Genomic DNA, 22,492 nt, shown 5'->3' on the forward strand with positions numbered 1-22,492 from the left:
AAGCTTCGCGGGCAAGCCATGCTCCTACAGGTCCTTTGTCGTTCACAAAATCCTGTAGGAGCATGGCTTGCCCGCGAAGAGGCCCTCAAATTTACCGAACAACTTGAGCGAAGACCTTCATGCCCGGACTCAGCAAAATCCTGATCGCCAACCGCGGTGAAATCGCCTGCCGAATCCAGCGCACCGCCCAGGCCCTGGGCTACCGCACCGTCGCCGTATTCAGCGACGCAGATGCCGACGCGCTCCATGTACAGATCGCCGACGAAGCCATCAACATTGGCCCGGCCCCGGTGCAGCAATCCTATCTGAACATCCCGGCCATCCTCGATGCCGCCCGCCGCACCGGCGCCGACGCGATCCACCCTGGCTACGGTTTCCTCTCGGAAAACGCCGGGTTCGCCCGCGCCTGCCGCGACGCTGGCATGACCTTCATCGGCCCCAGCCCCGAAGCCATCGAACTGATGGGCAGCAAGCGCCTGTCGAAACTCGCCATGCTCGACGCCGGTGTGCCGTGTATCAAAGGCTATCAGGGCGCCGAGCAGGATGATGCGACGCTGAGCCGCGAAGCCGAACGCATCGGTTTTCCGCTGATGATCAAGGCCAGTGCCGGCGGTGGCGGACGGGGCATGCGTCTGGTGCACGAGGCCAGTGAGTTGCTGGCGCAGATCCGCACCGCGCGCTCCGAAGCGCTGCATGGATTTGGCAGCGATGAGCTGATCCTCGAACAAGCGTTGATCGACCCGCGTCACGTCGAGGTTCAACTGTTCGGCGACCAACAGGGCAACCTGATCTACCTCGGCGAGCGCGACTGTTCGATCCAGCGCCGCCACCAGAAAGTCATCGAGGAAGCGCCCTGCCCGATCATGACGGCCGAACTGCGTCAGGCCATGGGCGAAGCAGCGCTCAAGGCCGGTCGTGCGGTGAACTACGTCGGCGCTGGCACCGTGGAATTTCTGCTGGATGCGCGCGGGCAGTTTTACTTTCTGGAAATGAATACCCGGTTGCAGGTGGAACACCCGGTCACAGAACTGATCACGGGCCTGGATCTGGTGGCCTGGCAACTGCACGTCGCCGAAGGGCTGCCGTTGCCGTTGCGCCAGGATCAGGTGCAACTCACCGGCCATGCCATGGAAGTGCGCCTGTATGCCGAAGACCCGACCCAAACGTTTCTGCCACAAACCGGGCGGATCGCAGCCTGGGAACCGGCATCTCAGGGCGGCGTACGAGTCGATCATGGCCTGACCGAGGGGCAGCAGGTCAGCCCGTTCTACGACCCGCTGCTGGGCAAGATCATCGCCCACGGCGCCACCCGTGAAGAAGCCCGGCGCAAGTTGCTGCGGGCGGTGCAAGACAGCGTGCTGCTCGGTCTCGCCAGTAATCAGCGCCTGCTTGCCAGACTGCTGGAACATCCGCAATTCATCAGTGGCGAGTTCAGCACCGGGTTCATCCCGAGGTATTTCGCCGACCATCCCTGCCTGCATCCTTATGTACCCAGCGCCGAAGAACTGGCGATTGCTGCTGCGCTGTTCTATCAGGCTTCAGCCCAGGCTCATCCCGCCGTGCTGGCCGGTTGGCGCAATAACGCCAGTGTGCCGCTGCACTATCGCATCGGCCTGGAGGATCAGGATTGGCCGGTGCAATTGAACGCGGTACCGGGCGAACCGTACCGGGTTGAAGCCGCCGGACAGGCGTTCGAACTGAGCGTCATCCAGTGCGACGGACGCTGGGCCACCCTGGAAATCGATGGCATCCGCCGGCGTCATGCCTACCGTCTCGACGCCGGGCAACTCTGGCTCTTCACCCGTCCCGGAAGTCTGCGGCTGATGGATTGCACACAAGCGCTGGTCAGCAGCGCGGCCAGCGCCAGCTCCGGCACGCTCAAGGCGCCAATGGACGGCGCCATCGTCGATGTGCTGGTCACTGAAGGCAGCCCGGTCAGCAAAGGGCAGCTGCTGGTGGTGCTGGAAGCCATGAAAATGGAACATCCGCTGAAATCAGGCATCGACGGCGTGCTCAAACGCTTGCAGGTCAGGGTCGGTGACCAGGTGAAAAATCGTCAGATTTTGTTGGAGGTCGAATAAGCCGCTAGGCGGATCCGCCGGGTTTGGCTACGCTCAAGCCCTATCAGGATGCGGATACCAGGAACCCTGCAATGCCTCACTGGCTGGTCATTGATCTGGAAGCCACCACCGATGAAGGGGGTTGGCCGGTTACGGAAATGGAAATCATCGAAATCGGTGCCACGCTGGTGGACCGCCAGGGTCGGGAGCTGGATCATTTCCAGCGTTTCGTGCGCCCGTTGCGCCGGCCCCTGCTCACGCCGTTTTGCCGAGAGCTGACCCGCATCACCCAGGCCAATATCGACAGCGCACAGCCGCTGACCGAGGTCTGGCCAGCCTTTGAACGCTGGCTCGGCCAACATCATTCGCGGCTGGAAGGCTGGGCGAGTTGGGGTGATTACGATCGCAAGCAACTGCTGCAGGAATGGCAGAAGCTGCAACTCGACAGCGAACTGAGCCGCGTGCCGCACATGAACCTCAAACAGCGCTTTGCCAAGGCCCGACGCCTGGAACGTCCACTGGGGCTCAACGGCGCGCTGCAACTGGCGGGCATGCAGTTCACCGGCCAGCAGCACCGGGCGCTGGAGGATGCGCGCAATACAGCGCGTCTGTTACCGCTGATTCTGCCCCTCTAGAGAGGTGACGTCGCCGAGGGCCTTGTGCATACTGGCCGGCCCTTTTTAGCCCTTTTCGAGGAATCGCCCATGTTTAAAGTCAACGAGTACTTCGACGGCACCGTCAAGTCGATCGCCTTTGGCACTGCTGAAGGTCCGGCGACCATCGGCGTCATGGCTCCGGGCGAGTACGAATTCGGCACCAGCCAGCGTGAAATCATGCACGTGGTGACCGGCGCCCTGACCGTGAAACTGCCAGACAGCACCGACTGGGAAACCTTCGCCGCCGGCAGCCAGTTCAACGTGCCAGCCAACAGCAAGTTCCAGCTGAAAGTGACCGTCGACACCGCTTACCTGTGCGAATACCGCGGCTAATTCCCCCGTTTTTTTCACAGTACAAAAAAATGCCCGTGTCCTTGGACACGGGCATTTTTCATTCAGGGTCGTTTATTCCAGCACCGTGACCGGCATGCCGACTTCGAGTCGGCCATTGCCATCGTTGACCAGATTCTGGCCGAACATCGCGCCCTCTTCCTGAGCCCGGTATTTCTGCAAGGTTGCGAGCGGTTCACGATCATCGCTGCGCACCCCGGTTTGCGGATCGATGGTGGTCAGGATGCAGCGTGAACACGGCTTGACCACGCGGAACTCGACATCGCCGATGCGGATACGCTTCCAGCCATCCTCGGCGTACGCCTCACTGCCCTCGATGACCAGATTCGGTCGAAAGCGCAGCATTTCCAGCGTCTGGCCGACTTTCTGCGACAAGTCCTCCAAAGAGGCCTGCCCGATCAGCAACAACGGGAAGCCATCGGCGAAGGCCACCTGATCGTCGTCCTTGCCGTAGCCCGCCTGAGTGATGCGCGCGCGATCAAGAGGAATTTGCACCAGTCGAGTCGGCTTGCCGATGAATTCGCTGACCCAGGCGCCCGCCTCATCACCGGCATCGGGCACACGCAAACTGTCTTTGAAAATGGTGACGCCGCGCAGTTCCGCGTCGCTGGCCGGCAAGGCAATATCGATCGCCGAACGCCCGGGGACACTGAGGGTCAGGCCACCTTCAGCATTCCATAACGCCGACAACTGGCTCATCTGTCCGACGACACGCTGGGTCAGGAAGCGCCCGCTGGCCTCGTCCACCAGCATCCAGCGTCGATCCCCGTCCAGCCCCAGTTTGTCGAGGCCGACCTGTTGCAGGGACTCTGCCTTGCAGGATTTCAACGGAAAACGATAAAGCGCGCTCAGACGCAGCATGTCCAGCTCCCTGGTGGGCAAAAAACGCCACCCTATACGAGCTTGATCGCCGAATCAAAGATTGAGAATTGAATATTGCATACCTTGTGGGAGCGGGCTTGCTCGCGAAAGCGGTGGAACAGTCGACATAAATGTTGAATGTAAAACCGCCTTCGCGAGCAAGCCCGCTCCCACAGTTTGACCGTGGGCAGCCTTTGAATCGTGGTCAGGCAGGCACTTCGTCGAGCATCAGGCGCTGGCGCACCACGTCGACCAGTTTGTCCGGCTGGAATTTGGAGAGGAAGTTGTCGCAGCCAACCTTCTTCACCATCGAATCGTTGAAGCTGCCGGACAGCGAGGTGTGCAGCACCACGTAAAGTCCGCGCAGACGCGGATCGTTACGGATCTCGGTGGTCAGGCGATAGCCGTCCATTTCCGGCATTTCTGCGTCGGTGAAGACCATCAGCAGTTTGTCGGTCATGTTCACGCCGGTATCGGCCCAGCCCTTAAGCATGTTCAGCGCTTTCAGGCCGTCGCTGGCGATGTGCATCTTCACGCCCAACTGGCCGAGGGTGTCGCGCAATTGCGAGAGCGCCACGTTGGAGTCGTCCACCAGCAGCACTTCGCGGCCACGGGCGCGTTCCAGGACCGGATCGTCGAGCTTGTCGCGGGACACCTTGGCGTTGTACGGGACGATTTCGGCGAGGACTTTCTCGACGTCAATGATTTCCACCAGTTGATCATCGACCTTGCTGATGGCAGTCAGGTAATGCTGACGGCCGGCGCTGGTCGGTGGTGGCAGAATGGCTTCCCAGTTCATGTTGACGATGCGGTCCACGCCGCCGACCAGGAACGCCTGCACCGAGCGGTTGTACTCGGTGACGATGATCGTACTGGTCGGGCTTGGCACCAGCGGACGCATGCCGATGGCCTGAGACAGGTCAATCACCGGAAGCGTCTGGCCACGCAGGTTGACTACACCGCAGACAAACGGATGGCGCTGGGGCATCAGGGTCAGCTTCGGCAGCTGCAACACTTCCTGCACCTTGAAAACGTTGATCGCGAACAATTGCCGCCCAGCCAGCCGGAACATGAGAATTTCCAGGCGATTCTCACCCACCAGTTGCGTGCGTTGGTCTACCGTGTCGAGAATGCCGGCCATCAATGACTCCTGAGCTTGTTCGGATGAATTCACTAAAGAAGGTTATCGGCTGTTTTTGCCGGACCTTGACCCCCATACAAAATGCCATGCCCAGGCATTGATGTCACATTAACATCATGCTTTACTGGCCACCTCAATTCATCTGCTTCAATCCCTGCGGCGCGACAACGGCTCGCACGTTAGGTTCCCCTGTGTAAGGGATTCCCCTAGTAACAATCAGGCCCAACCTGATATTCGCAATATCCAATAGCCATTAATGTGACGCCATTCTCATTGCATGAACGGAGTCAGGCTTTTGTGTGCGATCGCAGGTCAGTGGCCATCCACCCTATCGAATTCTCCCGCCTGCTTCCGTGCCGGCCGGAGCGCGATCTCACAACGGCACTGCAACGCCGGGTCCCTGATGGTCCTGGCAGACACACACGACATTCCCTCATTTGACATGACGTTGTGGAGATAAGCATGCCGAACCGTAAAGAGTGGGCCCAGCGGCTCCCGGTGTTTCTGGTCGAGGCTGAAACGCTCCTGGCCAAGTCCGAGGAATGCCTGAGTCATTTGCAACTGATCAGCAATGACAAGGACGCCATCGACTGCATGATGAGCACCCTCCTCAAACTGGCCAGCAAGGCTGACGCCTTGGCTTTGGTCGCGGTTTCGGACTTTTCTCTGCATATTCATGGCCTGCTGAATCATGCCCAGAATCACGTAGACCTGCATGATCAGGCACTGAGCGCGCTGAAAGACTGTTTCACATTGATGGCGTGGCAACTCGAACTGATCGATCAAAACACCGGCCAGCTCAGCCTGGATGACAGCGAACAGACATCGCTGATCGAGGCCTTTGCCTTTCAGGTCGGACAAAGCCAGTTTCAGCCGCCCGCTCATTCAAAACCGTTCAGGCTCGTTTCTTTTTCGGAACGCCAGGCTTAATTTCCCTTACAACTATGCGATGGCTCGTATTCTTATTGCCATGAAGCCACTCTTTAACTTGAGCACGCTCATGTCGCAATTGAATACTTCATATCTGTCAACGACAGCTCAATACAAATAACCCTCTCTTGCCGGCAAACTTTTTCCATTGTGGAACTAACGTCCAGCCCCTTAATTTCCTGACTGTGCGGACATATATACCAAACGCGACCAACGGTATCTTAAGTGGTATTATGCCGACCATTAGTTGACGTCAATTAATGGCAGAGTGACTCAGACAGAGACCCGTCAGTCAACATGACCGGTCTGCCCGCAGCGAACATCCATTGGCTCCATCCGCTATGTACGCCAGCCTCAAGTCAATCACCACGTGGCCACCCTCCCGAGAAAACGCGCGCCGGTTCACGCTGTTGCTGTGTGCCTGCTCGGCGCTCGGCAGTTTGGCGATCTATAGCCTGTCCACCCGCCTGCCTCTCAGTCTGCTGCTGCTCAATATGGCGGCGCTGGCATGCGTCCTGGTGCAGCATTGCCTCTCGCGCAAGTCTATAAAGTTCGAACCACAAGAGCTGGCCGACCGATTATTGAAGGTTCAGGAAAACGAACGTCACCGGCTCAGTCGGGAACTGCATGACGATATCGGCCAGTTACTGACGGCGGCAAAACTTCAAAGTGAATGGCTCAAACGCCGAATGCCCGAAGAGCTGCAAGATCAATGCTCGACGCTCTGCGACACGCTGGAAGAAACCCTGACCAAAGTTCGGGATGTATCGGCCATTCTCAATCCCAGGCAGCTGACCAGCCTTGGGCTGGAAGCCAGTCTGCGTGCGCATTTGCTCAAGACACTGGCTAATACGCAGGTGCACTGGAGCCTGGAGTGCCACTCACGATTGACCGGCATACCGGAAGAAATGGCTGTCGCCGCCTTTCGAATCACCCAGGAAGCTGTGACCAATATATTGCGCCATGCCGAAGCGAAAAATCTGTTGGTTCGCCTGCAACGCCAACCTCAAGGCCTGACGCTGTTGATCAGCGATGACGGCCTGGGTTTCGCGCCGGCGACAGATCCCGGCCGTGAGGGACAACGTGGAATGGCCGGGATGTCGGAACGGATCGACCAGTTGGGCGGCACCCTTCACGTGACCAGCGAGCCGGGAAAAGGCACACAAATCGAAGCTCTCTTCCCGTGGGCGCCACGTGCGCTGGAACGGGCCAGTACGAATAAGGTTATGCATTGACTTGTAACTTACTATTGGTGGATGACCACTCGCTGATCAGAGCTGGCGTGCGCGCTCTGGTGCTGGATATTCCCGGCTACGCGGTAATCGGTGAGGCCAATGACGGCTCGCAGTTGCTCGAGATGGTCGAGCGACTGTCCCCGGACATCGTGCTGCTGGATATTTCCATGAAGGAAACCGGAGGCCTTGAAGCCTTGCAGCGACTCAAGCGAGTACGCCCGCAAAGCAAGGTGTTGATCCTGTCGATGCACACCGACCCGGCGCTCATCATGCAGGCACTGGAATCGGGCGCCCACGGCTACCTGCTCAAGGACACAACGGCCACCGAACTCGAACATGCGCTGGATGCCCTGCGCAACAACGAGCGCTACCTGAGCCCGGCCATTGCCCATACCGTCATCAACCAGGCGCTGACCCGAAACCAGAAGTACCAGCCGGAACCCGCCGACTCGCACAACCTGACGGCGCGTCAGCTGGAAATCCTGCGGCTGATCGTTCGCGGAAAATCCACCCGGGAAATCGCCAACGGCCTGGGCCTGAGCATCAAGACGGTTGAGACCCATCGCTCGCAGATCATGAAGCGCTTGCAGATCTACGATGTGGCGGGCCTGGTCCTGTTCGCCGTGCGTGAGCAAATCATCAGCCTGGACGATTGATCGCTACAGGAACACCCAGCAGTGGCGAATGCTCGGGTAAATGTACCCGCAGTGCCGCCGGACGCGCCGAGAAGCGCAGGCTTTCACCTTCCAGCGGTTCGCCATCAAGGTTGATGTAGAGGCCTTCCGAGACTTTGATCTCGACCCAGGGCAAGCGGGCACGCACAAACATGCTGTCGATACCGAAACCATCGGCGAGCAAGCTTTTCAACGTACCGACCACTTCCTGAGGTGCAGGCAGAATGCTGATATCCAGCAGACCGTCGTCTGCCAGTGCGTTCGGGCACAGCACGTGACCGCCGCCCGCCTGTCGACCATTGCCGATGCCCAGCGCCAACAGGTCGCCACTCCACTGAAAATCCGGGCCATGCAGCTCACCATAGGCCGCATGCAACTCACTGAAGCGTGACAAACCGGTGAACAGATAAGCCGCGCCACCCAGCACTTTTTTCAAGTCTTCCGAGGTGTTCGCCGTGACCTGGCTACCGAAGCCGCCCGTGGCCATGTTCAGGAACACCTGCCCGCCAACCTCGCCCAGATCGATGGCACGCGGTTCAGTGTCCAGAAGATTCAAGGCTTGTGCGGGTTCCAGAGGCACACCGGCGGCGCGGGCGAAATCGTTGGCGGTTCCCAATGGCATCAGCACCAGACTGGCCTGGGTCGAACGCGCTGCCATGGCCTCGGCAATATCGCGCAACGTCCCGTCACCACCGCCGGCGATGAGCTGCGTATAGCCTGCCGTCAGCGCTTCGTCTACCAACCGCTGTGCGTCGCCGGCCTCCCAGGTCACTCGGACCGCCAATTCCCACCCTTGTGCGCGCCGTTCTTTGACGGCTGCCCGGACTTCCTCGTTGAGCGCTTGCTTGCCGTGCAGAATCAACAGTGCCTTGCGTTCGCCCATTGTGGTCACTCCCATGATTGAATTCCATATGGGAAATGTGACCCCGCTGCGCCCCATAAAAGTCGCAAAAAAATGAATTATTTCAAGTCGAGCGGTATTGAGGTCCTACAAGGCGGGATTTTTTCTTACAAAACCTGAGGAATCGGCTCAATTGACCCCCAACTCTGATTGGTACAACTTGACGGTACGGTTTATCAGTCATCAGCAGGAACTACAGGGACGTATCATGCAAAGCCATGACATCAGGTTGCCGGTTACGCCGGTCACACCGCTCGCAGAAAGGCGGGCCAGCTATCAAGCCGAATTCAAATGCGCAAAATCCACTGGAGAAGTTCAAATGGAACCTCGTGTCGTTGAACTGGAAACGCACCTCGAATACATTCGTAGAGACATGGAAGAAGTACGGGGTGACGTCAAGTCCATCAAACACAGGCTCGCCTACTCGGCCGGCGGAACAGCCGTGGTTCTCGGGCTTCTGGGGTGGATCGCCAACAGTCGTTTCGACCAGTTGGTGGCACTTCTCGCTCGATAAGAGGACGCCATGAACGCAAAACCCGGTTCGATGAACCGGGTTTATGTGACAGATGTGCGGCAGGGATCAGCCCAGGACTTCGCTCAGTGGGATGAAGCCTACGCTGTCACCTTCCACCAGCGTGCGATCTTCCCGCACTTCGACCAGACCATCGGCCCAAGCAGCGCTGCGCAGCACACCCGAGCTCTGATTCTTGTAAATGATTGCCCGGCCGCTCTCCAGACGTCCTCGCAAGTACTCGCGTCGATTGCCTGCCTTGGGCCAGACAAATCCTGCCGGCACCTGCACCTTCAAGGGTTCGACGTCTTTTACCCCCTGACGGCGCAAAAGATACGGCCTCGCCAACAAGGCAAAGGTCACCAGGGTCGACGCCGGGTTACCGGGTAGCCCGATCACCGGAACCCCACGAAAATGCCCGAACGTCAGCGGCTTGCCCGGTTTGATCGCGAGTTTCCACAACGTGAGCTCGCCCTCTTCCCGCAGGGCAATGCCCAGAAAATCGGCTTCACCTACCGATACGCCACCGGTCGACAGTATCAGGTCGACATCTTTTAACTCGCCGAGGCGAGCACGAGTCGTCTCAAGGTTATCTGGAAGAATACCGGCGTCGATCACTTCACAGCCCAAACGCTGCAACCAGCTGCAGAGCAACACTCGATTGCTGTTGTAGATCTGGCCAAGTCCCAGCGCCTGACCCGGCTCAACCAGTTCATCGCCGGTGGAGAGTACCGCAACGCGCACCTTGCGAATCACATCCAGCTCGGCGCATCCCAGGGATGCAGCGAGCCCCTGCTCGATCGGGCCAAGGCGTGTGCCCGCAGCCAGAATCAACTCACCGACGGTGGTTTCCTGGCCTTGTGGACGGATGTTTTGTCCTGACGTGAGGGCCTCGATGAAACGTACTCGATCATCGGCCAGGACCTCGGCGTTTTCCTGCATCTCGACACAGTCGGCACCTGCAGGAACAGGCGCACCGGTAAAGATTCGCGCGCAGGTGCCGGGCTTCAAAGGTTCCGGAGCATTACCTGCAAAAATCTTCTGGCTGACTGACAACGGCTCTCCCGTCCAGTCGGCCATGCGCAAGGCGTAACCGTCCATCGCACTGTTGGGCCATGGCGGCAGATCAAGTGTCGAGACCAGGTCAACGGCCAACACCCGGCCTTGAACCTGCGCCAACGGCAGGCGTTCACGCTCGGCAATCGGTGTGGCTTCGGCCATTTCCAGCAAGCGCGCCAGTGCCACCTCGACGGCCATCAGGCTGCCTGACTTGCCTGGCTTACCCGCGGGATTCACAGGGTGCCGCCTGTTTCAAATGAGCAACGAAATTACACGGGCGGTGCCGGGAATCCAGTTGTTCGGCAAGAATGCCATCCCACCCGGTGCGCACGGCGTTGGTCGAACCCGGCAAGCAGCACACCAGCGTTCCATTGGCGAGACCGGCCAGGGCACGGGATTGCACAGTGGAGGTGCCAATATCTGCTACCGAAATCTGCCGGAAAAGCTCACCAAAGCCGTCGACCTGCTTGTCCAGCAGGCAGCTCACCGCTTCGGGGGTGCTGTCGCGCCCCGTGAAGCCGGTGCCGCCAGTGATCAACACCACCTGCACAACATCGTCGGCAATCCAGCTGGCAACTTGCGCGCGAATTTTGTAGAGGTCATCTTTTAGCAGAACCCGGAAGGCCAGGTTATGGCCGGCAGCGCTCAAGCGGTCAACAAAGACCTGACCTGACGTGTCGGTTTCCAGGGTACGGGTGTCGCTGACCGTCAGCACTGCAATGTTGAGCGGCGCGAAAGGTACATCAGCCTTGGCTTTCATAGGCTCGTCCAGTTGTAGGAGAAACAGCCCGGTGTTATATCACAGCGCCCCCTTTTTTTACCGCCTCCATGGAGACCTGCCATGACCTTGAATACACAGTTGTCACCCTGCTCCATTCTGCTCCTGGCAGGTGGTCGCGGCCAACGTATGGGCGGTCAGGACAAAGGGTTGATCGAGTGGCAGGGCGAGCCACTGATTGCACATCTTCAGCGCAAAACCCGTCCGGTGAGCGATGACCTGATCATCTCCTGCAACAGGAACCTGGAAAAGTACGCGCCCTACGCCGACCGGCTGGTCCATGACGATGAAGGTGGCTTTCCGGGGCCCTTGGCCGGTATTCGTGCAGGCCTGAAGGCCGCTCGCCATGAGTATCTGATGGTTTTGCCGTGCGATGTACCACGCATCGATGCTGCGCTGCTCCACAGCATGCGCGAAGCGGCCAGCCAGCACCCGGACAAACCCATGATGTTGCGTCACGGGGAGCACTGGGAACCCTTGCTCTGCATCATCCCCGTAGCCCTGAGTGAAGCGTTCGAAAAGGCCTGGCAGGAAGGTGAACGCAGTCCGGGCCGCCTCATGCGAAAACTGGGCGCGATTGCTTTGCAATGCCCTGACAACGATCCTCGCCTGGCCAACCTCAATACTCCGGAACTGCTGAGCGCTCACAACACCGAGTCAGATTGACACTAGCCAAGGAACTTGCGCGCGTTGTATACGTCTGACGGTCAGTAACCAAAAGAATTCCTATTCGGAGACACACCCATGACACACCGGACCCTCGCCACTTTCATGCTCGCACTGGGCCTCGCGACCCTTGCAGGTTGCTCATCGCCTGCTGTGATCACCTTGAATGATGGTCGCGAAATCCAGGCCGTCGACACGCCAAAATACGACGACGACGCTGGTTTCTACGAGTTCGAGCAACTGGACGGCAAGAAAACCCGCGTGAACAAGGATCAGGTTCGTACCGTTAAAGAGTTGTAACCCTTTCGGCGATACCGGATACAGAAAAGCCCGCTTTTTACGCGGGCTTTTTCATGGCTGAAAAACGGCCATCACCACTGCAGGGTGATGGTGCTTTCAAAGTCTCTTTGCTCACCGGTAACCGGGTCCACAAACCGCAACCCCTGTGCCAGAAGCTTCAACGGGTTGGCATAGTCGTCTTCGACATCCTTGAGGACGTGCGGATAGAACGGGTCATTGCAGATGCTGGCGCCCAGGGCCGTCATGTGTACCCGCAGCTGATGCTTCTTGCCCGTCACCGGGTAAAGCCCGTAGCGCCAGAGATCGCCATTCTTCTCCCTGACTTCGACAGCCGTCTCGGTATTGCTGACGCCCGGTCCTTCCTGCATGCGGAAGAAAGGCTCGCCATCGATGAGCCGACTCTTGTGGACCAGGGGAAAGGCCCGGTCAGGCAATGCCCCGGCAATGGCTTCGTAGCGTTTTTCGATCTGCCGCGTGGGAAACAACGACTGGTAGGCGGAACGGCTCTGGGGGTTGGCTGAAAACAGCACCAGCCCCGCTGTATGCCGGTCGATGCGATGCAAAGGCACCAGATGCGGATTATCCAATCGGCGAATCAACCTCCGTAGCAGCGTCTGCTCTACGTATTCGCCCGCCGGTGTCACGGGCAGAAAATGCGGTTTGTCTGCCACCACCAGATGCTCATCCGTATACAGAATCGACTCGATCACAGGGATCGGCTTTTCATCCGGTACTTCCCGAAAATAGTGAATTCGCAGACCTTCCTTGTAGGCAAGATCAAGGGCGATTGGCGCGCCATCCCCGTCAAGGACACGGCCACGAGCAATTCTGTCCAGCCATTGTTCACGACCGATGGCGCTGAAGTGTTCACACAGGCAATCGAGTACGGTCTGCCACGACCCAGGCGGCAAGTAGAGTGTGCTGGCCTGGTTGTGTGCAGCAGAAAAAGATGAAGTGGACATACGAACGCTCGGACTCTCGATACAGGGCGGCATTATCCAGCAGCGGCCGGAACGAACCTAGAAGAGAATCCTCAGGCCGGAATCGACTGCGAGCGCGTCGCCGCTTCGGTGAACTCCTTGAGCCAGCGCAACACATCGACCGCTTCCCAGCGCCCCGGATCATAAAGTGCGTACAACAACCCCTGATAGCCCACGACATCCAGTTGCCGGTGATAACCCGCACGCTGGAAGAGTGCTTCGATTTCGGCGAAACAGGTATTGAAATGCAGCTTGTTGAACGGGGTTTTCCCTTCCGTGACCAGACCATCCAGTTGCAACTCGAGGACGGCTTCACGCACCACGTCCACCGACATCCGGTTCACGCTGTTCTTCAATTGTTCGACATTGACCACGATTCTTCCCTCTGACTTCCGGGATCACCTGCCCAGTCCCCGACAGGGCAAACATGACAGGCAATCCGATCAACTGTATGAACATACAGTAACCGAATAACCTGAATTGCGCCAATGACCGGAACGAAGACCGCGACGGATGGGGCTCGGAAAAGATGTCGAGGTCAGCGCAGGAACGCCACGACCTGCTCGGAATCGAAGGGCCAGGCAAGTTCGGCGCCGTTATCGAGACGTCGCAGAACCGGAATGCGCAAACTGTAGGCTTCGAACCATGATTCGTCCTCAGCAATATCCACCAGCTCGACCATCAGACCGTGCTCGACAAATTCCATCAGCATGGCTTCGGCCACTTCACAAAGATGGCACCCAAGGGTGCCGAAAAGCTGACATTCAGGAGGCATGAGCACAGGACCCGGCAAAGTAGGCGTACATTCTAGGCCCGCGATCAGAAGCAGTCGAGCCACTGCCCCACGTGGCCGGAGAAGGTGGAATTCAAAGGCTTTCGGCAAACTCCTGACTCAAATCAGTCGGACTGAATGTCAATTAGGCGACCCTCGCGTCTTTTTTTGCCTCTACGCTTGAGTAGCCAGCGCTTGTCATCGGAGTTTTCGTGTTCGCCAACCTGCTGATCATTTTCGCCTCCTCCCTGGTGGTGATTGCACTGTTCCAGCGCCTGCGCCTGCCACCGGTGCTGGGTTACCTGTGCGTGGGGCTGATGATCGGCCCCACGGCGTTCAACTGGATCAATGAAAGTGAAGAGTTGCCCGACCTCGCCGAGCTCGGGGTGGTGTTCCTGCTGTTCTCCCTCGGGCTCGAGTTTTCCCTGTCGAAAATGCTCGCGTTGCGCAAAGTGGTGTTCAGGCTCGGCAGCCAGCAAGTGCTGGTCACCACGATATTGCTGGGGAGTTTGCTGATGCTGTTCGGCATCTCGGCGACGCCTGCGCTGCTGCTCGGAGCCGGTCTGTCGTTATCTTCCACGGCCATTGTCAGCAAGGAACTGGGCAGTCTCGGCGAGATTTTCAGCAGCCACGGCCAGAATGCAATCGCCGTATTGCTGTTCCAGGACATCGTGGCAGTGTTGCTGTTGACGCTGGTGCCGGTGTTTGCCGGCAACAGCGATCAGGCCTGGTACTGGGCGTTACCGGTGACGCTCGGCAAGACCGTTGTGCTCTTCGTCGGCCTGTTGATGGCCAGTCGCTGGTTGCTGCCACGGCTATTCCATGAAGTGGCGGCCGCCCGTTCTGCGGAACTGTTTGTACTGTTGGCACTGGTGATTGTTTTGCTGACGGCCTGGCTCACTCACCTGCTCGGACTCTCCCCAGCCCTGGGTGCCTTTCTCGCCGGCATGTTGCTGGGAGAAAGCCACTATCGCCATCAGATCGAAGCCGACATCCGCCCGTTCCGCGACATTCTGCTCGGGGTGTTCTTCGTCAGCATTGGCATGCTCATCGATTTGCAGTTGTTCCTCAGCCACGGCTTGCTGATCCTCGGTCTGACCCTGGGGTTGCTGCTGATCAAGGGTTGCGTGGTCGCGCTGCTGGTCAAATGGCGCGGCAGTGATGTTGAAACTGCCTGGCGCAGCGGTCTGGCACTGGCCCAGGGCGGCGAGTTCTGCTTCGCGTTGATGGCACTGATGCAACAAAACAAAATGATGCCCGCCGACCTCGGCGGGCTGCTGCTGGCTGCGACCTTCTGCTCGATGCTGCTAACGCCGCTGTTGCTGCGCGTGGCGCCCCGCATCGCGACACGTCTGCACCGCAAGCCCAACGAAGAAGCCAAACTCGAGGAAATCAGTGCGCTTAACGCCGGATTGCACAGCCATGTGGTGATCTGTGGCTACGGTCGTGTCGGTCAGTCAATCGGGCGAGCGCTGCGCAATGCGCTGCAGCCCTATATCGCGCTGGACACCGATCCGGTGCGTGTCCAGGAAGCCGCCGTGAGTGAAACCTGTGTGCACTATGGCGACTCACGGCGCGGTGAACTGCTGCTGGCGGTAGGACTGTCACGCGCCAGGCTGCTGGTGATCGCCGTGGACCAGGCCGATATCGCGTTACTGATTCTCAAGGAGGCGCGCCGATTAAACTCGACCGTTCCAATCCTGGTACGCACTCGGGACGACAGCCAACTGGCCGAGTTGAAAGCAGCCGGCGCCAGCGAAGTCGTGCCCGAATTGCTGGAGTCGAGCCTGATGCTCGCCTCCCACGCGTTGATCATGCTGGGTTTACCCGCGCATCAGGTCCAGGAGCGGGCCGACCAGATACGGCGTGACCGCTATCGCCTGTTGCACGGCTTTTATCCCGGCGCCAACGATGAAGAGAACTGACTCAATCCTGGCTCACGGCGCCGATCTTGTGCACCGACAGGTCTGCGCCGTAATACTCTTCTTCCTGGCTCAGGCGCAGGCCATGAAGCGCCTTGATCACGCCATACACCGCGAAGCCACCGGCCAGCGCCACGACCACGCCCAGCGTGGTGCCGATCAACTGGCTGATCAGGCTCACGCCGCCCAGACCACCCAAGGCACTTTGGCCGAAGATGCCGCAAGCGACTCCGCCCCAGACACCGCACAGGCCGTGCAATGGCCAGACACCCAATACGTCATCGATGTGCCATTTGCCTTGGGCCGCAGTAAAGCACCAGACAAACAGCGCCCCGGCGATGGCGCCTGTCGCCAGCGCTCCTACCGGGTGCATCAGATCGGAACCGGCGCAGATTGCCACCAGCCCGGCCAGCGGGCCGTTATGCAAAAAGCCCGGGTCATTGCGCCCAACGATCAGCGCCGCCATGGTGCCACCGACCATGGCCATCAGCGAGTTCACCGCCACCAGCCCGCTGACCCCTTGCAAGGTTTGCGCGCTCATCACGTTGAAACCGAACCAGCCAACGATCAGGATCCACGACCCCAACGCCAGAAACGGGATGCTCGAGGGTGCAAACGCCACGAGTCTTCCGTCGCGATAGCGACCTTGTCTTGGCCCGAGCAACAACACTGCCGCCAGAGCCAACCAGCCGCCCATGGCGTGAACCACCACCGAGCCGGCGAAATCATGAAAACTGGCGCCAAAGCGCTCCAGCAACCAGGCTTGCAGGCCAAAATTACCGTTCCATATCATGCCTTCGAAAAACGGATAGATGAACGCCACGATCAGGGCCGTGGCACACAACTGCGGCACGAAACGGGCGCGCTCGGCGATGCCGCCGGAAATGATCGCGGGTATCGCAGCCGCGAACGTCAGCAGAAAGAAGAACTTCACCAGGCCATAACCATGATCGGCGTTGATCACCGCCGCCGGTTGCAGGAAGGTCACTCCGTAGGAAATCCAATAGCCTATAAAGAAGTAGGCCAGGGTCGAAATGGCGAAGTCGCTGAGGATCTTCGACAAGGCGTTGACCTGGTTCTTCTGTCGAACCGTACCGACTTCGAGAAAGGCAAAACCGGCATGCATGGCCAAAACCATGACAGCACCAATCAAGATGAACAACGTGTTGGAGCTATGGACCAGACTGGCCACAGCGCTTTGCAGATTTTCCATGGAGTTGGCAGACCTGAAGGCTAAAAAAGCACCAAAGCAGTTCGCGCAGACAATTCATGCACCAAGTTGCAACCTTTCAGGATCTACACATTGATCCTGATGTGCCGCTTTGGCGCACAAGGCGGGAACCTTTGCGCGGGTTTTCATTATTTGAGTTAAGGTTTTGCTCTATTCCTGCCCGACAACAGCGCAATCACGCGGGCCGGCGCACCACGACATAGCAAAAGTTGTACCAGTGATTTGCACTGAACCTTCACGCAAGGCTCATACTCGAACGCAACAGAAGCCACTTACGGAGATCACCAATGGCCAGCATCAAGGCAAAGACTGCTCAAGAAATCCTGATGAACGACTTTCAGACACTGGTCAGCGACACTGAACGGTTGCTGGAACACACCGCAACACTGGCTGGCGATCAGGCTGATGAGTTGCGCGAGCAAATCCACGACAGTCTGCTGCGTGCACGCGAAACCTTGAAATTGACTGAAGACTCCTTGCGCGAACGCAGTAAAGCCGCCGTTACCGCCACCGAAGACTATGTACAGGCCAACCCATGGCAATCGGTCGGGATCGCGGCCGGTGTGGGCTTCCTGATTGGTCTGCTGGCAACCCGGCGCTGATTATGGCGATCGGCGAATCCGGCTCGTCCGCGACGGGCCCAAGCTCTTCACCGCGGCGCCTGGGTGCCGCATTCCTTGGATTGCTGCACAGCCATGTCGAACTGTTCGGCATTGAATTGCAGGAACAAAAAGCGCGCACCGTCAGCCTGTTGCTGTTCGCAGGCCTGGCACTGGTGTTTGCCTTGCTGTTGCTGGTGGGGTTGTCGACGCTTGTTCTGATCCTGTTTTGGGACACTTATCGTCTGCCCGCCATCATCGGGCTCTGCGTGTTCTACACCCTTGCGTGCATCTTCTGCGGGATGCGCCTGAGGGCGGCGATCTTTGATGAGTCCTCGCCCTTCCATGGCACCCTGGAAGAATTGGCCAATGATCGGGAGCGCCTGCTGCCATGAACCTGCCTGAACTGCCTCACAACAGCTCGCGCACGGAAATGCGCAAGGCGCTGATTCGCCTGCGCATGGAAATGCATCGCCAGGAAATTCGCCACGAATCCGCGCAACTGCTGCAACCCTTGCAGCGGGTGCGCGGGATGACGCAAAACCTGCAGGACGGTTTCGGCATCAAGCATGCCCCGCTCTGGGGCGTGGCGGCCGTGACCCTGCTGGGCTTTTTGACCGGCAAGGGCACCAGGAGCGGCGGCGTGAGCAGCCTGACTCGACTGGTACGCCTGGGCACCACACTGGGACCTTTGATCAAGTTGGTCATGCAAGGTTCTGCGCCTAAACACTAAGCCACTATCTGGCTGCATTCTTGCAACATCACCGGGATGAACCTCTTTATCGAGAGGTTCAGACCTGCGTGCCTCCCCGGTCATCAGGTTTCATCCAAAAACAAGACCTACTAAGGAGGCCTCGTGATCGACGGGCAACCGCTCGCCTGCTTTCAACCGTTCATCGATACCGCCACCGGCCGTATCGCCGGCGTCGAGGCATTGGGTCGACTGCGTCAGGCCGACGGTCAACTGACCTCCGTGGGGCCGCTGTTTGCCGACCCGCGAACCCCGGCCATAGCCCTCCGCCGTCTGGATCGCCAGATCCGTGATAACGCCCTGAGCCGTTTGCACGAAGCGCCCGCCGACTGGTTTCTCAGCCTGAACATGTCGCCGCGCTGGATCAGTCGCTTGCGCCCGGACCAAGCGCTGCCAAGCCTTAAGCAATTGAACCGGCATGGCGTCGACCCACAGCGAATTGTTTTCGAGATCACCGAACTGGGCGGCGACATCCAACGCCTGGCAGACGTGGTTGCGCGATATCGGCAAGCCGGTGCGCGGATCGCCATCGATGATTTCGGTGCCGGTTACTCACAGCTCGATCGTGTGCTCGCTCTGCAACCGGACATCCTCAAGCTGGATATGCGGTTGTTCCAGGCCGCTGCGTTGGGCGGGCCCAGCAGTGACGTGGTCAAGGCCCTCGCGCAAATGGCGGAAAAAACCGGTTGCTGGATCATTGCCGAAGGAGTGGAAACCGAAGCGCAACTGAATTTTGCCCTGGAGTGTGGTTCGCGTTATGTGCAGGGTTTTCTGTTCGCCCGCGCGCAAGCCGACTTCTTTGCCACCGACGCTTTTGTCGAGCGCTTCGCCGAACTGCGTCAGCGCTATGTCCAACAGAAACTGGCTGAACGCGGCCGACTGATGATCATGCGCCAGCAACTCAGCGAACTGATGGCGATCCTGCAAACGTGGGCCCAGGCGTGCGCGCCGCTCAGTGCCTTGCCACAGCTGGACGCCTTTCCCTGGCTGTTGCGCTTCTATCAATGCGACCGCCATGGCACGCAACTGACACCGAACCTTGAATGGCGCAACAACGGCTGGGAAGCCGACGATCGTTACCTGGGACACAACTGGTCATGGCGTCCGTACTTCTATCATTTGCTGGCAGAGGGTTGGGATGAGCGCCGGCTGACGCTTTCCAACACTTACCGTGACGCCACCAGCAACCAGTACTGCCTCACTGCCGGGCAGTTTTTCAACAACGGCGAACGACTGCTACTCATCGATATCGATGCCGCCGGGCTGTAGTTCCGCTTGCAGGCATCGGTGTGAAACGGGAAGCTAGGCGCTCAGTCACCTGACGGAGAGAACCAGCCTTGGATTGGCAAACCCTGCTCACCCGCGAACGCCTCGGAAAGCCTCTGCACAGCCCGGAAGAACTCGGCCGCAGCCCTTTCCACAAAGACCACGACCGCATCATTTTCTCGGGCGCGTTTCGCCGCCTCGGGCGCAAGACCCAGGTTCATCCGGTCTCCAGCAACGATCACATCCACACGCGCCTGACCCACTCGCTGGAAGTCAGTTGCGTCGGCCGTTCGCTGGGTATGCGCGTCGGCGAAACCATCCGCAGCGCACTGCCTGACTGGTGCGAACCCAGCGACCTGGGCATGGTGGTGCAATCGGCTTGCCTGGCCCACGACATAGGCAATCCACCCTTCGGTCACTCTGGTGAAGACGCAATCCGTCACTGGTTCCAGCAAGCCGCCGGCCGTGGATGGCTGGATGCAATGAGCGAAGTCGAACGTGATGACTTCCTCAATTTCGAAGGCAACGCCCAGGGCTTCCGGGTGCTCACCCAGCTGGAATATCACCAGTTCGATGGCGGCACCCGGCTGACCTACGCCACGCTGGGTACCTATCTGAAATACCCATGGACGGCCAAGCACGCCGATTCACTGGGTTACAAGAAACACAAGTTTGGCTGTTATCAGAGTGAACTGCCGCTGCTGGAGCAGATCGCTCATAAACTCGGCCTGCCGCAACTTGAGGAACAACGCTGGGCACGCCATCCGCTGGTGTATCTGATGGAGGCTGCCGACGACATCTGCTACGCGCTGATTGACCTCGAAGATGGCCTGGAAATGGAGTTGCTGGAGTACGCCGAAGTCGAGTCCCTGTTGCTGGACCTGGTGGGCGACGATCTGCCGGAGACCTATCGTCAGCTCGGCCCGCGGGATTCGCGTCGACGCAAACTGGCAATCCTGCGGGGCAAAGCCATCGAGCACCTGACCAACGCCGCAGCCCGCGCCTTTGTCGAGCAACAGGACGCGTTGCTGGCCGGCACGCTGCCTGGCGATCTGGTGGAACACATGCACGGCCCCGCCAAACGCTGCGTACTGAATGCCAAAGACATGGCGCGCAAAAAGATCTTCCAGGACAAGCGCAAGACCCTGCACGAGATCGGCGCCTATACCACGCTGGAAATCCTGCTCAACGCGTTCTGCGGCGCGGCGCTGGAACAGCACAACGGTCGGACGCCGTCCTTCAAGAGTCGTCGCATCCTTGATCTGTTGGGCAACAACGCGCCCGACCCTTACGGCCCGCTACACACTTCGTTCCTGCGCATGATTGATTTCATCGCCGGCATGACCGACAGCTATGCCAGCGAAATGGCGCTGGAGATGACCGGCCGTTCGAGCCACTGACGAAACCCGACTGAACAGCCATTACACCATCAGGAATGGCTGATCAGCCACTGAAACCCCAAGTGCGTTCAGCATTCACCGAATTCCCCTACACCTCACGCCGAGCAAACTGATCGATTGCTCGCCATTCTCGCGAAATAATGACAGGCCCCTCTGTATGAGAGATAAAGCGTGAGTAATCCCAGGTTCGAAGACGATTTGCGCATCCTGCTGGTGGAAGATCATCCCTTTCAACTAAGGGCGACACAGTACCTGCTTGAAAGTTACGGTTTCACCCAACTGACGACCTCCGACAGTGCCCAAGGTGCCTTGCAACAAATGCTGGCGGCGGTGCAACCATTTGACATTCTGTTGTGCGATCAATGCCTACCCGATCTTCCCGGGCTGGATCTGGTCAAATTCGCCAGTCATCGAGGGATGATCAAACAGGCAATACTATTAAGCAGTCTGACCTGCACAGAACTTGAAAGACTTGAAAAAACAGCAAACGCACACGGACTGCCCCTACTTGGTTACTTGACAAAACCATTGAAACAATTCGAATTCAGAAAATTATTGAGCTCAATCCAATTATAAAAAAACAAATTTCGACACACTCCATCCAAGCACTACTTGAAACTTGCGAAGTAAAACTTTGAAACACCGACTGACACCAGTAACTCCACCCGTCCTCATTCAAAACCTAGTTGATTCGTAGCCCCATTCCTTTTCGCTTGTAGGACTTTTCCTATATTGCTGCTTGAGGTCCGTCAGTTCATGCGTCCCATCAACTATCTGAGCTAAGGTGCGCGCTTTATTTGAGCTCGTATGGGATTTGATTATGAACTCCGTTTTTATTGTCGACGATCACCCTGTCATCCGTCTTGCCGTCCGAATGTTACTGGAGCACGAAGGTTACAAAGTTGTCGGCGAATCCGACAATGGGGTTGACGCCATGCAGATGGTGCGTGAATGCATGCCTGACCTGGTCATTCTCGATATCAGCATTCCAAAGCTGGATGGCCTTGAAGTTCTCGCGCGTTTCAACGCAATGAGTACACCGCTTAAAACACTGGTATTGACTGCGCAGTGCCCGACACTGTTTGGTATTCGCTGCATGCAATCCGGGGCGTCAGGTTATGTCTGCAAACAGGAAGAGCTGAGTGAACTGGTCAGCGCCATAAAGGCGGTATTGTCAGGTTACAACTACTTCCCCAGTCAGGCCTTGAATCCTGTCCGTGGTGATGACGTGCGTTACGCCGAACTGGAACTGTTCAAGTCAGTCAACGATAGGGAGCTGATGGTATTGCAACTTTTTGCACAAGGCCGTACCAACAAGGAAATTGCAAAAGGCATGTTTCTAAGCAACAAGACTGTCAGCACCTATAAAAAACGACTTATGCAGAAACTCAAAGCCAAATCCCTGGTTGAACTCATCGAAATGGCAAAACGTAACGCATTAGTGTGAG

At 58.2% G+C, this 22,492-nt stretch carries 26 protein-coding genes and 1 pseudogene; 18 read left to right on the forward strand and 9 right to left on the reverse strand.

What is annotated here, in order from left to right; all coding sequences use genetic code 11:
• Window positions 1-119: 119 nt before the first annotated feature.
• From KJF94_RS17630 to ppnP, 4 genes and pseudogenes are all read left to right on the forward strand, one after another.
• Window positions 120-1,587 (forward strand): annotated as a pseudogene (locus KJF94_RS17630) (acetyl-CoA carboxylase biotin carboxylase subunit); the annotation flags it as partial.
• Complete coding sequence (locus KJF94_RS30610) at window positions 1,560-2,081, forward strand: acyl-CoA carboxylase biotin carboxyl carrier protein subunit (RefSeq protein ID WP_446000273.1); 522 nt, start codon at window positions 1,560-1,562, stop codon at window positions 2,079-2,081. The pseudogene KJF94_RS17630 and the gene KJF94_RS30610, both read left to right, overlap by 28 nt.
• Before the next feature lie 71 nt (window positions 2,082-2,152).
• The gene (locus tag KJF94_RS17635; protein ID WP_084321143.1) at window positions 2,153-2,695 is read left to right on the forward strand and encodes a 3'-5' exonuclease; all 543 of its coding nucleotides are present in this window, start codon (window positions 2,153-2,155) and stop codon (window positions 2,693-2,695) included.
• Between the two features lie 69 nt (window positions 2,696-2,764).
• Window positions 2,765-3,049, forward strand: coding sequence for a pyrimidine/purine nucleoside phosphorylase (gene ppnP / locus KJF94_RS17640; RefSeq protein WP_214377554.1), 285 nt, complete (start codon window positions 2,765-2,767; stop codon window positions 3,047-3,049).
• 72 nt (window positions 3,050-3,121) lie between these two features.
• Here ppnP and KJF94_RS17645 read toward each other — a convergent pair whose 3' ends face one another.
• Together KJF94_RS17645 and KJF94_RS17650 are read right to left on the reverse strand one after the other, a co-directional pair.
• A complete protein-coding gene (locus KJF94_RS17645) occupies window positions 3,122-3,928 on the reverse strand; it encodes an MOSC domain-containing protein (protein WP_214377555.1) in 807 nt (268 codons plus the stop codon).
• Between the two features lie 205 nt (window positions 3,929-4,133).
• Window positions 4,134-5,069, reverse strand: a complete 936-nt coding sequence (locus KJF94_RS17650; protein ID WP_084321141.1) for a chemotaxis protein CheV — start codon at window positions 5,067-5,069, stop codon at window positions 4,134-4,136.
• Window positions 5,070-5,531: 462 nt separating this feature from the next.
• Between KJF94_RS17650 and KJF94_RS17655 the strand changes: the two genes are divergently transcribed.
• The 3 genes from KJF94_RS17655 to KJF94_RS17665 all read left to right on the forward strand — a co-directional run bounded on the left by KJF94_RS17655 (window position 5,532) and on the right by KJF94_RS17665 (window position 7,890).
• On the forward strand, window positions 5,532-5,999 hold the full coding sequence (locus tag KJF94_RS17655) for a hypothetical protein (RefSeq protein WP_214377556.1): 468 nt from the start codon (window positions 5,532-5,534) through the stop codon (window positions 5,997-5,999).
• Between the two features lie 341 nt (window positions 6,000-6,340).
• Window positions 6,341-7,234 (forward strand): sensor histidine kinase, encoded by an 894-nt coding sequence (locus KJF94_RS17660; RefSeq protein ID WP_214384890.1) that lies wholly within the window; start codon window positions 6,341-6,343, stop codon window positions 7,232-7,234.
• Entirely contained in the window at window positions 7,231-7,890 is a 660-nt protein-coding gene (locus tag KJF94_RS17665; protein WP_214377557.1) for a response regulator, read from the forward strand. The genes KJF94_RS17660 and KJF94_RS17665 overlap by 4 nt, the downstream gene beginning before the upstream one ends.
• Here the strand turns inward: KJF94_RS17665 and yegS are convergent.
• Window positions 7,874-8,791 (reverse strand): lipid kinase YegS, encoded by a 918-nt coding sequence (gene yegS, locus KJF94_RS17670; protein ID WP_214384891.1) that lies wholly within the window; start codon window positions 8,789-8,791, stop codon window positions 7,874-7,876. The genes KJF94_RS17665 and yegS overlap by 17 nt on opposite strands.
• Before the next feature lie 226 nt (window positions 8,792-9,017).
• Here yegS and KJF94_RS17675 point away from each other — a divergent pair, with 226 nt between their 5' ends.
• A complete protein-coding gene (locus tag KJF94_RS17675; protein WP_214377558.1) occupies window positions 9,018-9,323 on the forward strand; it encodes a hypothetical protein in 306 nt (101 codons plus the stop codon).
• Window positions 9,324-9,389: 66 nt separating this feature from the next.
• On the opposite strand, the gene KJF94_RS17680 is transcribed toward KJF94_RS17675, so the two are convergent.
• On the reverse strand, window positions 9,390-10,577 hold the full coding sequence (locus KJF94_RS17680; RefSeq protein ID WP_214377559.1) for a molybdopterin molybdotransferase MoeA: 1,188 nt from the start codon (window positions 10,575-10,577) through the stop codon (window positions 9,390-9,392).
• Window positions 10,578-10,599: 22 nt separating this feature from the next.
• Window positions 10,600-11,139: a molybdenum cofactor biosynthesis protein B gene (gene moaB / locus KJF94_RS17685; protein WP_214377560.1), complete on the reverse strand. Its 540-nt coding sequence runs from the start codon at window positions 11,137-11,139 to the stop codon at window positions 10,600-10,602.
• An 81-nt stretch (window positions 11,140-11,220) separates the two neighbouring features.
• On the opposite strand from moaB, the gene mobA reads away from it, so the two are divergent.
• Window positions 11,221-11,823, forward strand: a complete 603-nt coding sequence (mobA, locus tag KJF94_RS17690) for a molybdenum cofactor guanylyltransferase MobA (RefSeq protein ID WP_214377561.1) — start codon at window positions 11,221-11,223, stop codon at window positions 11,821-11,823.
• A gap of 78 nt (window positions 11,824-11,901) precedes the next feature.
• Complete coding sequence (locus tag KJF94_RS17695) at window positions 11,902-12,123, forward strand: YgdI/YgdR family lipoprotein (RefSeq protein WP_214377562.1); 222 nt, start codon at window positions 11,902-11,904, stop codon at window positions 12,121-12,123.
• Window positions 12,124-12,194: 71 nt separating this feature from the next.
• On the opposite strand, the gene KJF94_RS17700 is transcribed toward KJF94_RS17695, so the two are convergent.
• From KJF94_RS17700 to KJF94_RS17710, 3 genes are all read right to left on the reverse strand, one after another.
• Entirely contained in the window at window positions 12,195-13,085 is an 891-nt protein-coding gene (locus KJF94_RS17700) for a pseudouridine synthase (RefSeq protein WP_214377563.1), read from the reverse strand.
• 71 nt (window positions 13,086-13,156) lie between these two features.
• Window positions 13,157-13,477: a transcriptional regulator gene (locus tag KJF94_RS17705; protein WP_214377564.1), complete on the reverse strand. Its 321-nt coding sequence runs from the start codon at window positions 13,475-13,477 to the stop codon at window positions 13,157-13,159.
• A gap of 164 nt (window positions 13,478-13,641) precedes the next feature.
• Window positions 13,642-13,878 carry a glutaredoxin family protein gene (locus KJF94_RS17710; RefSeq protein ID WP_214377565.1) on the reverse strand — a complete coding sequence of 79 codons (237 nt, stop codon included), beginning with the start codon at window positions 13,876-13,878 and terminating at the stop codon, window positions 13,642-13,644.
• Between the two features lie 209 nt (window positions 13,879-14,087).
• Here KJF94_RS17710 and KJF94_RS17715 point away from each other — a divergent pair, with 209 nt between their 5' ends.
• Window positions 14,088-15,800, forward strand: a complete 1,713-nt coding sequence (locus tag KJF94_RS17715; protein WP_214377566.1) for a cation:proton antiporter — start codon at window positions 14,088-14,090, stop codon at window positions 15,798-15,800.
• Between the two features lies 1 nt (window position 15,801).
• On the opposite strand, the gene KJF94_RS17720 is transcribed toward KJF94_RS17715, so the two are convergent.
• Window positions 15,802-17,010, reverse strand: coding sequence for an ammonium transporter (locus KJF94_RS17720; protein ID WP_214377567.1), 1,209 nt, complete (start codon window positions 17,008-17,010; stop codon window positions 15,802-15,804).
• A 305-nt stretch (window positions 17,011-17,315) separates the two neighbouring features.
• Between KJF94_RS17720 and KJF94_RS17725 the strand changes: the two genes are divergently transcribed.
• From KJF94_RS17725 to KJF94_RS17755, 7 genes are all read left to right on the forward strand, one after another.
• On the forward strand, window positions 17,316-17,630 hold the full coding sequence (locus KJF94_RS17725; RefSeq protein ID WP_017340000.1) for an ElaB/YgaM/YqjD family protein: 315 nt from the start codon (window positions 17,316-17,318) through the stop codon (window positions 17,628-17,630).
• Window positions 17,631-17,632: 2 nt separating this feature from the next.
• Window positions 17,633-18,022 (forward strand): phage holin family protein, encoded by a 390-nt coding sequence (locus KJF94_RS17730; protein WP_214377568.1) that lies wholly within the window; start codon window positions 17,633-17,635, stop codon window positions 18,020-18,022.
• Window positions 18,019-18,360 carry a hypothetical protein gene (locus KJF94_RS17735; RefSeq protein WP_214377569.1) on the forward strand — a complete coding sequence of 114 codons (342 nt, stop codon included), beginning with the start codon at window positions 18,019-18,021 and terminating at the stop codon, window positions 18,358-18,360. Before KJF94_RS17730 ends, KJF94_RS17735 begins: the two co-directional genes overlap by 4 nt.
• A gap of 123 nt (window positions 18,361-18,483) precedes the next feature.
• Window positions 18,484-19,647 (forward strand): EAL domain-containing protein, encoded by a 1,164-nt coding sequence (locus KJF94_RS17740; RefSeq protein WP_214377570.1) that lies wholly within the window; start codon window positions 18,484-18,486, stop codon window positions 19,645-19,647.
• Between the two features lie 68 nt (window positions 19,648-19,715).
• Window positions 19,716-21,044 (forward strand): deoxyguanosinetriphosphate triphosphohydrolase, encoded by a 1,329-nt coding sequence (locus tag KJF94_RS17745; RefSeq protein ID WP_214377571.1) that lies wholly within the window; start codon window positions 19,716-19,718, stop codon window positions 21,042-21,044.
• Window positions 21,045-21,215: 171 nt separating this feature from the next.
• The gene (locus KJF94_RS17750; RefSeq protein ID WP_214377572.1) at window positions 21,216-21,620 is read left to right on the forward strand and encodes a response regulator; all 405 of its coding nucleotides are present in this window, start codon (window positions 21,216-21,218) and stop codon (window positions 21,618-21,620) included.
• Between the two features lie 244 nt (window positions 21,621-21,864).
• Window positions 21,865-22,491 (forward strand): response regulator transcription factor, encoded by a 627-nt coding sequence (locus KJF94_RS17755; RefSeq protein WP_214377573.1) that lies wholly within the window; start codon window positions 21,865-21,867, stop codon window positions 22,489-22,491.
• Window position 22,492: the final 1 nt, after the last annotated feature.

This window comes from Pseudomonas hormoni, from assembly GCF_018502625.1.
Classification (GTDB): domain Bacteria; phylum Pseudomonadota; class Gammaproteobacteria; order Pseudomonadales; family Pseudomonadaceae; genus Aquipseudomonas; species Aquipseudomonas hormoni.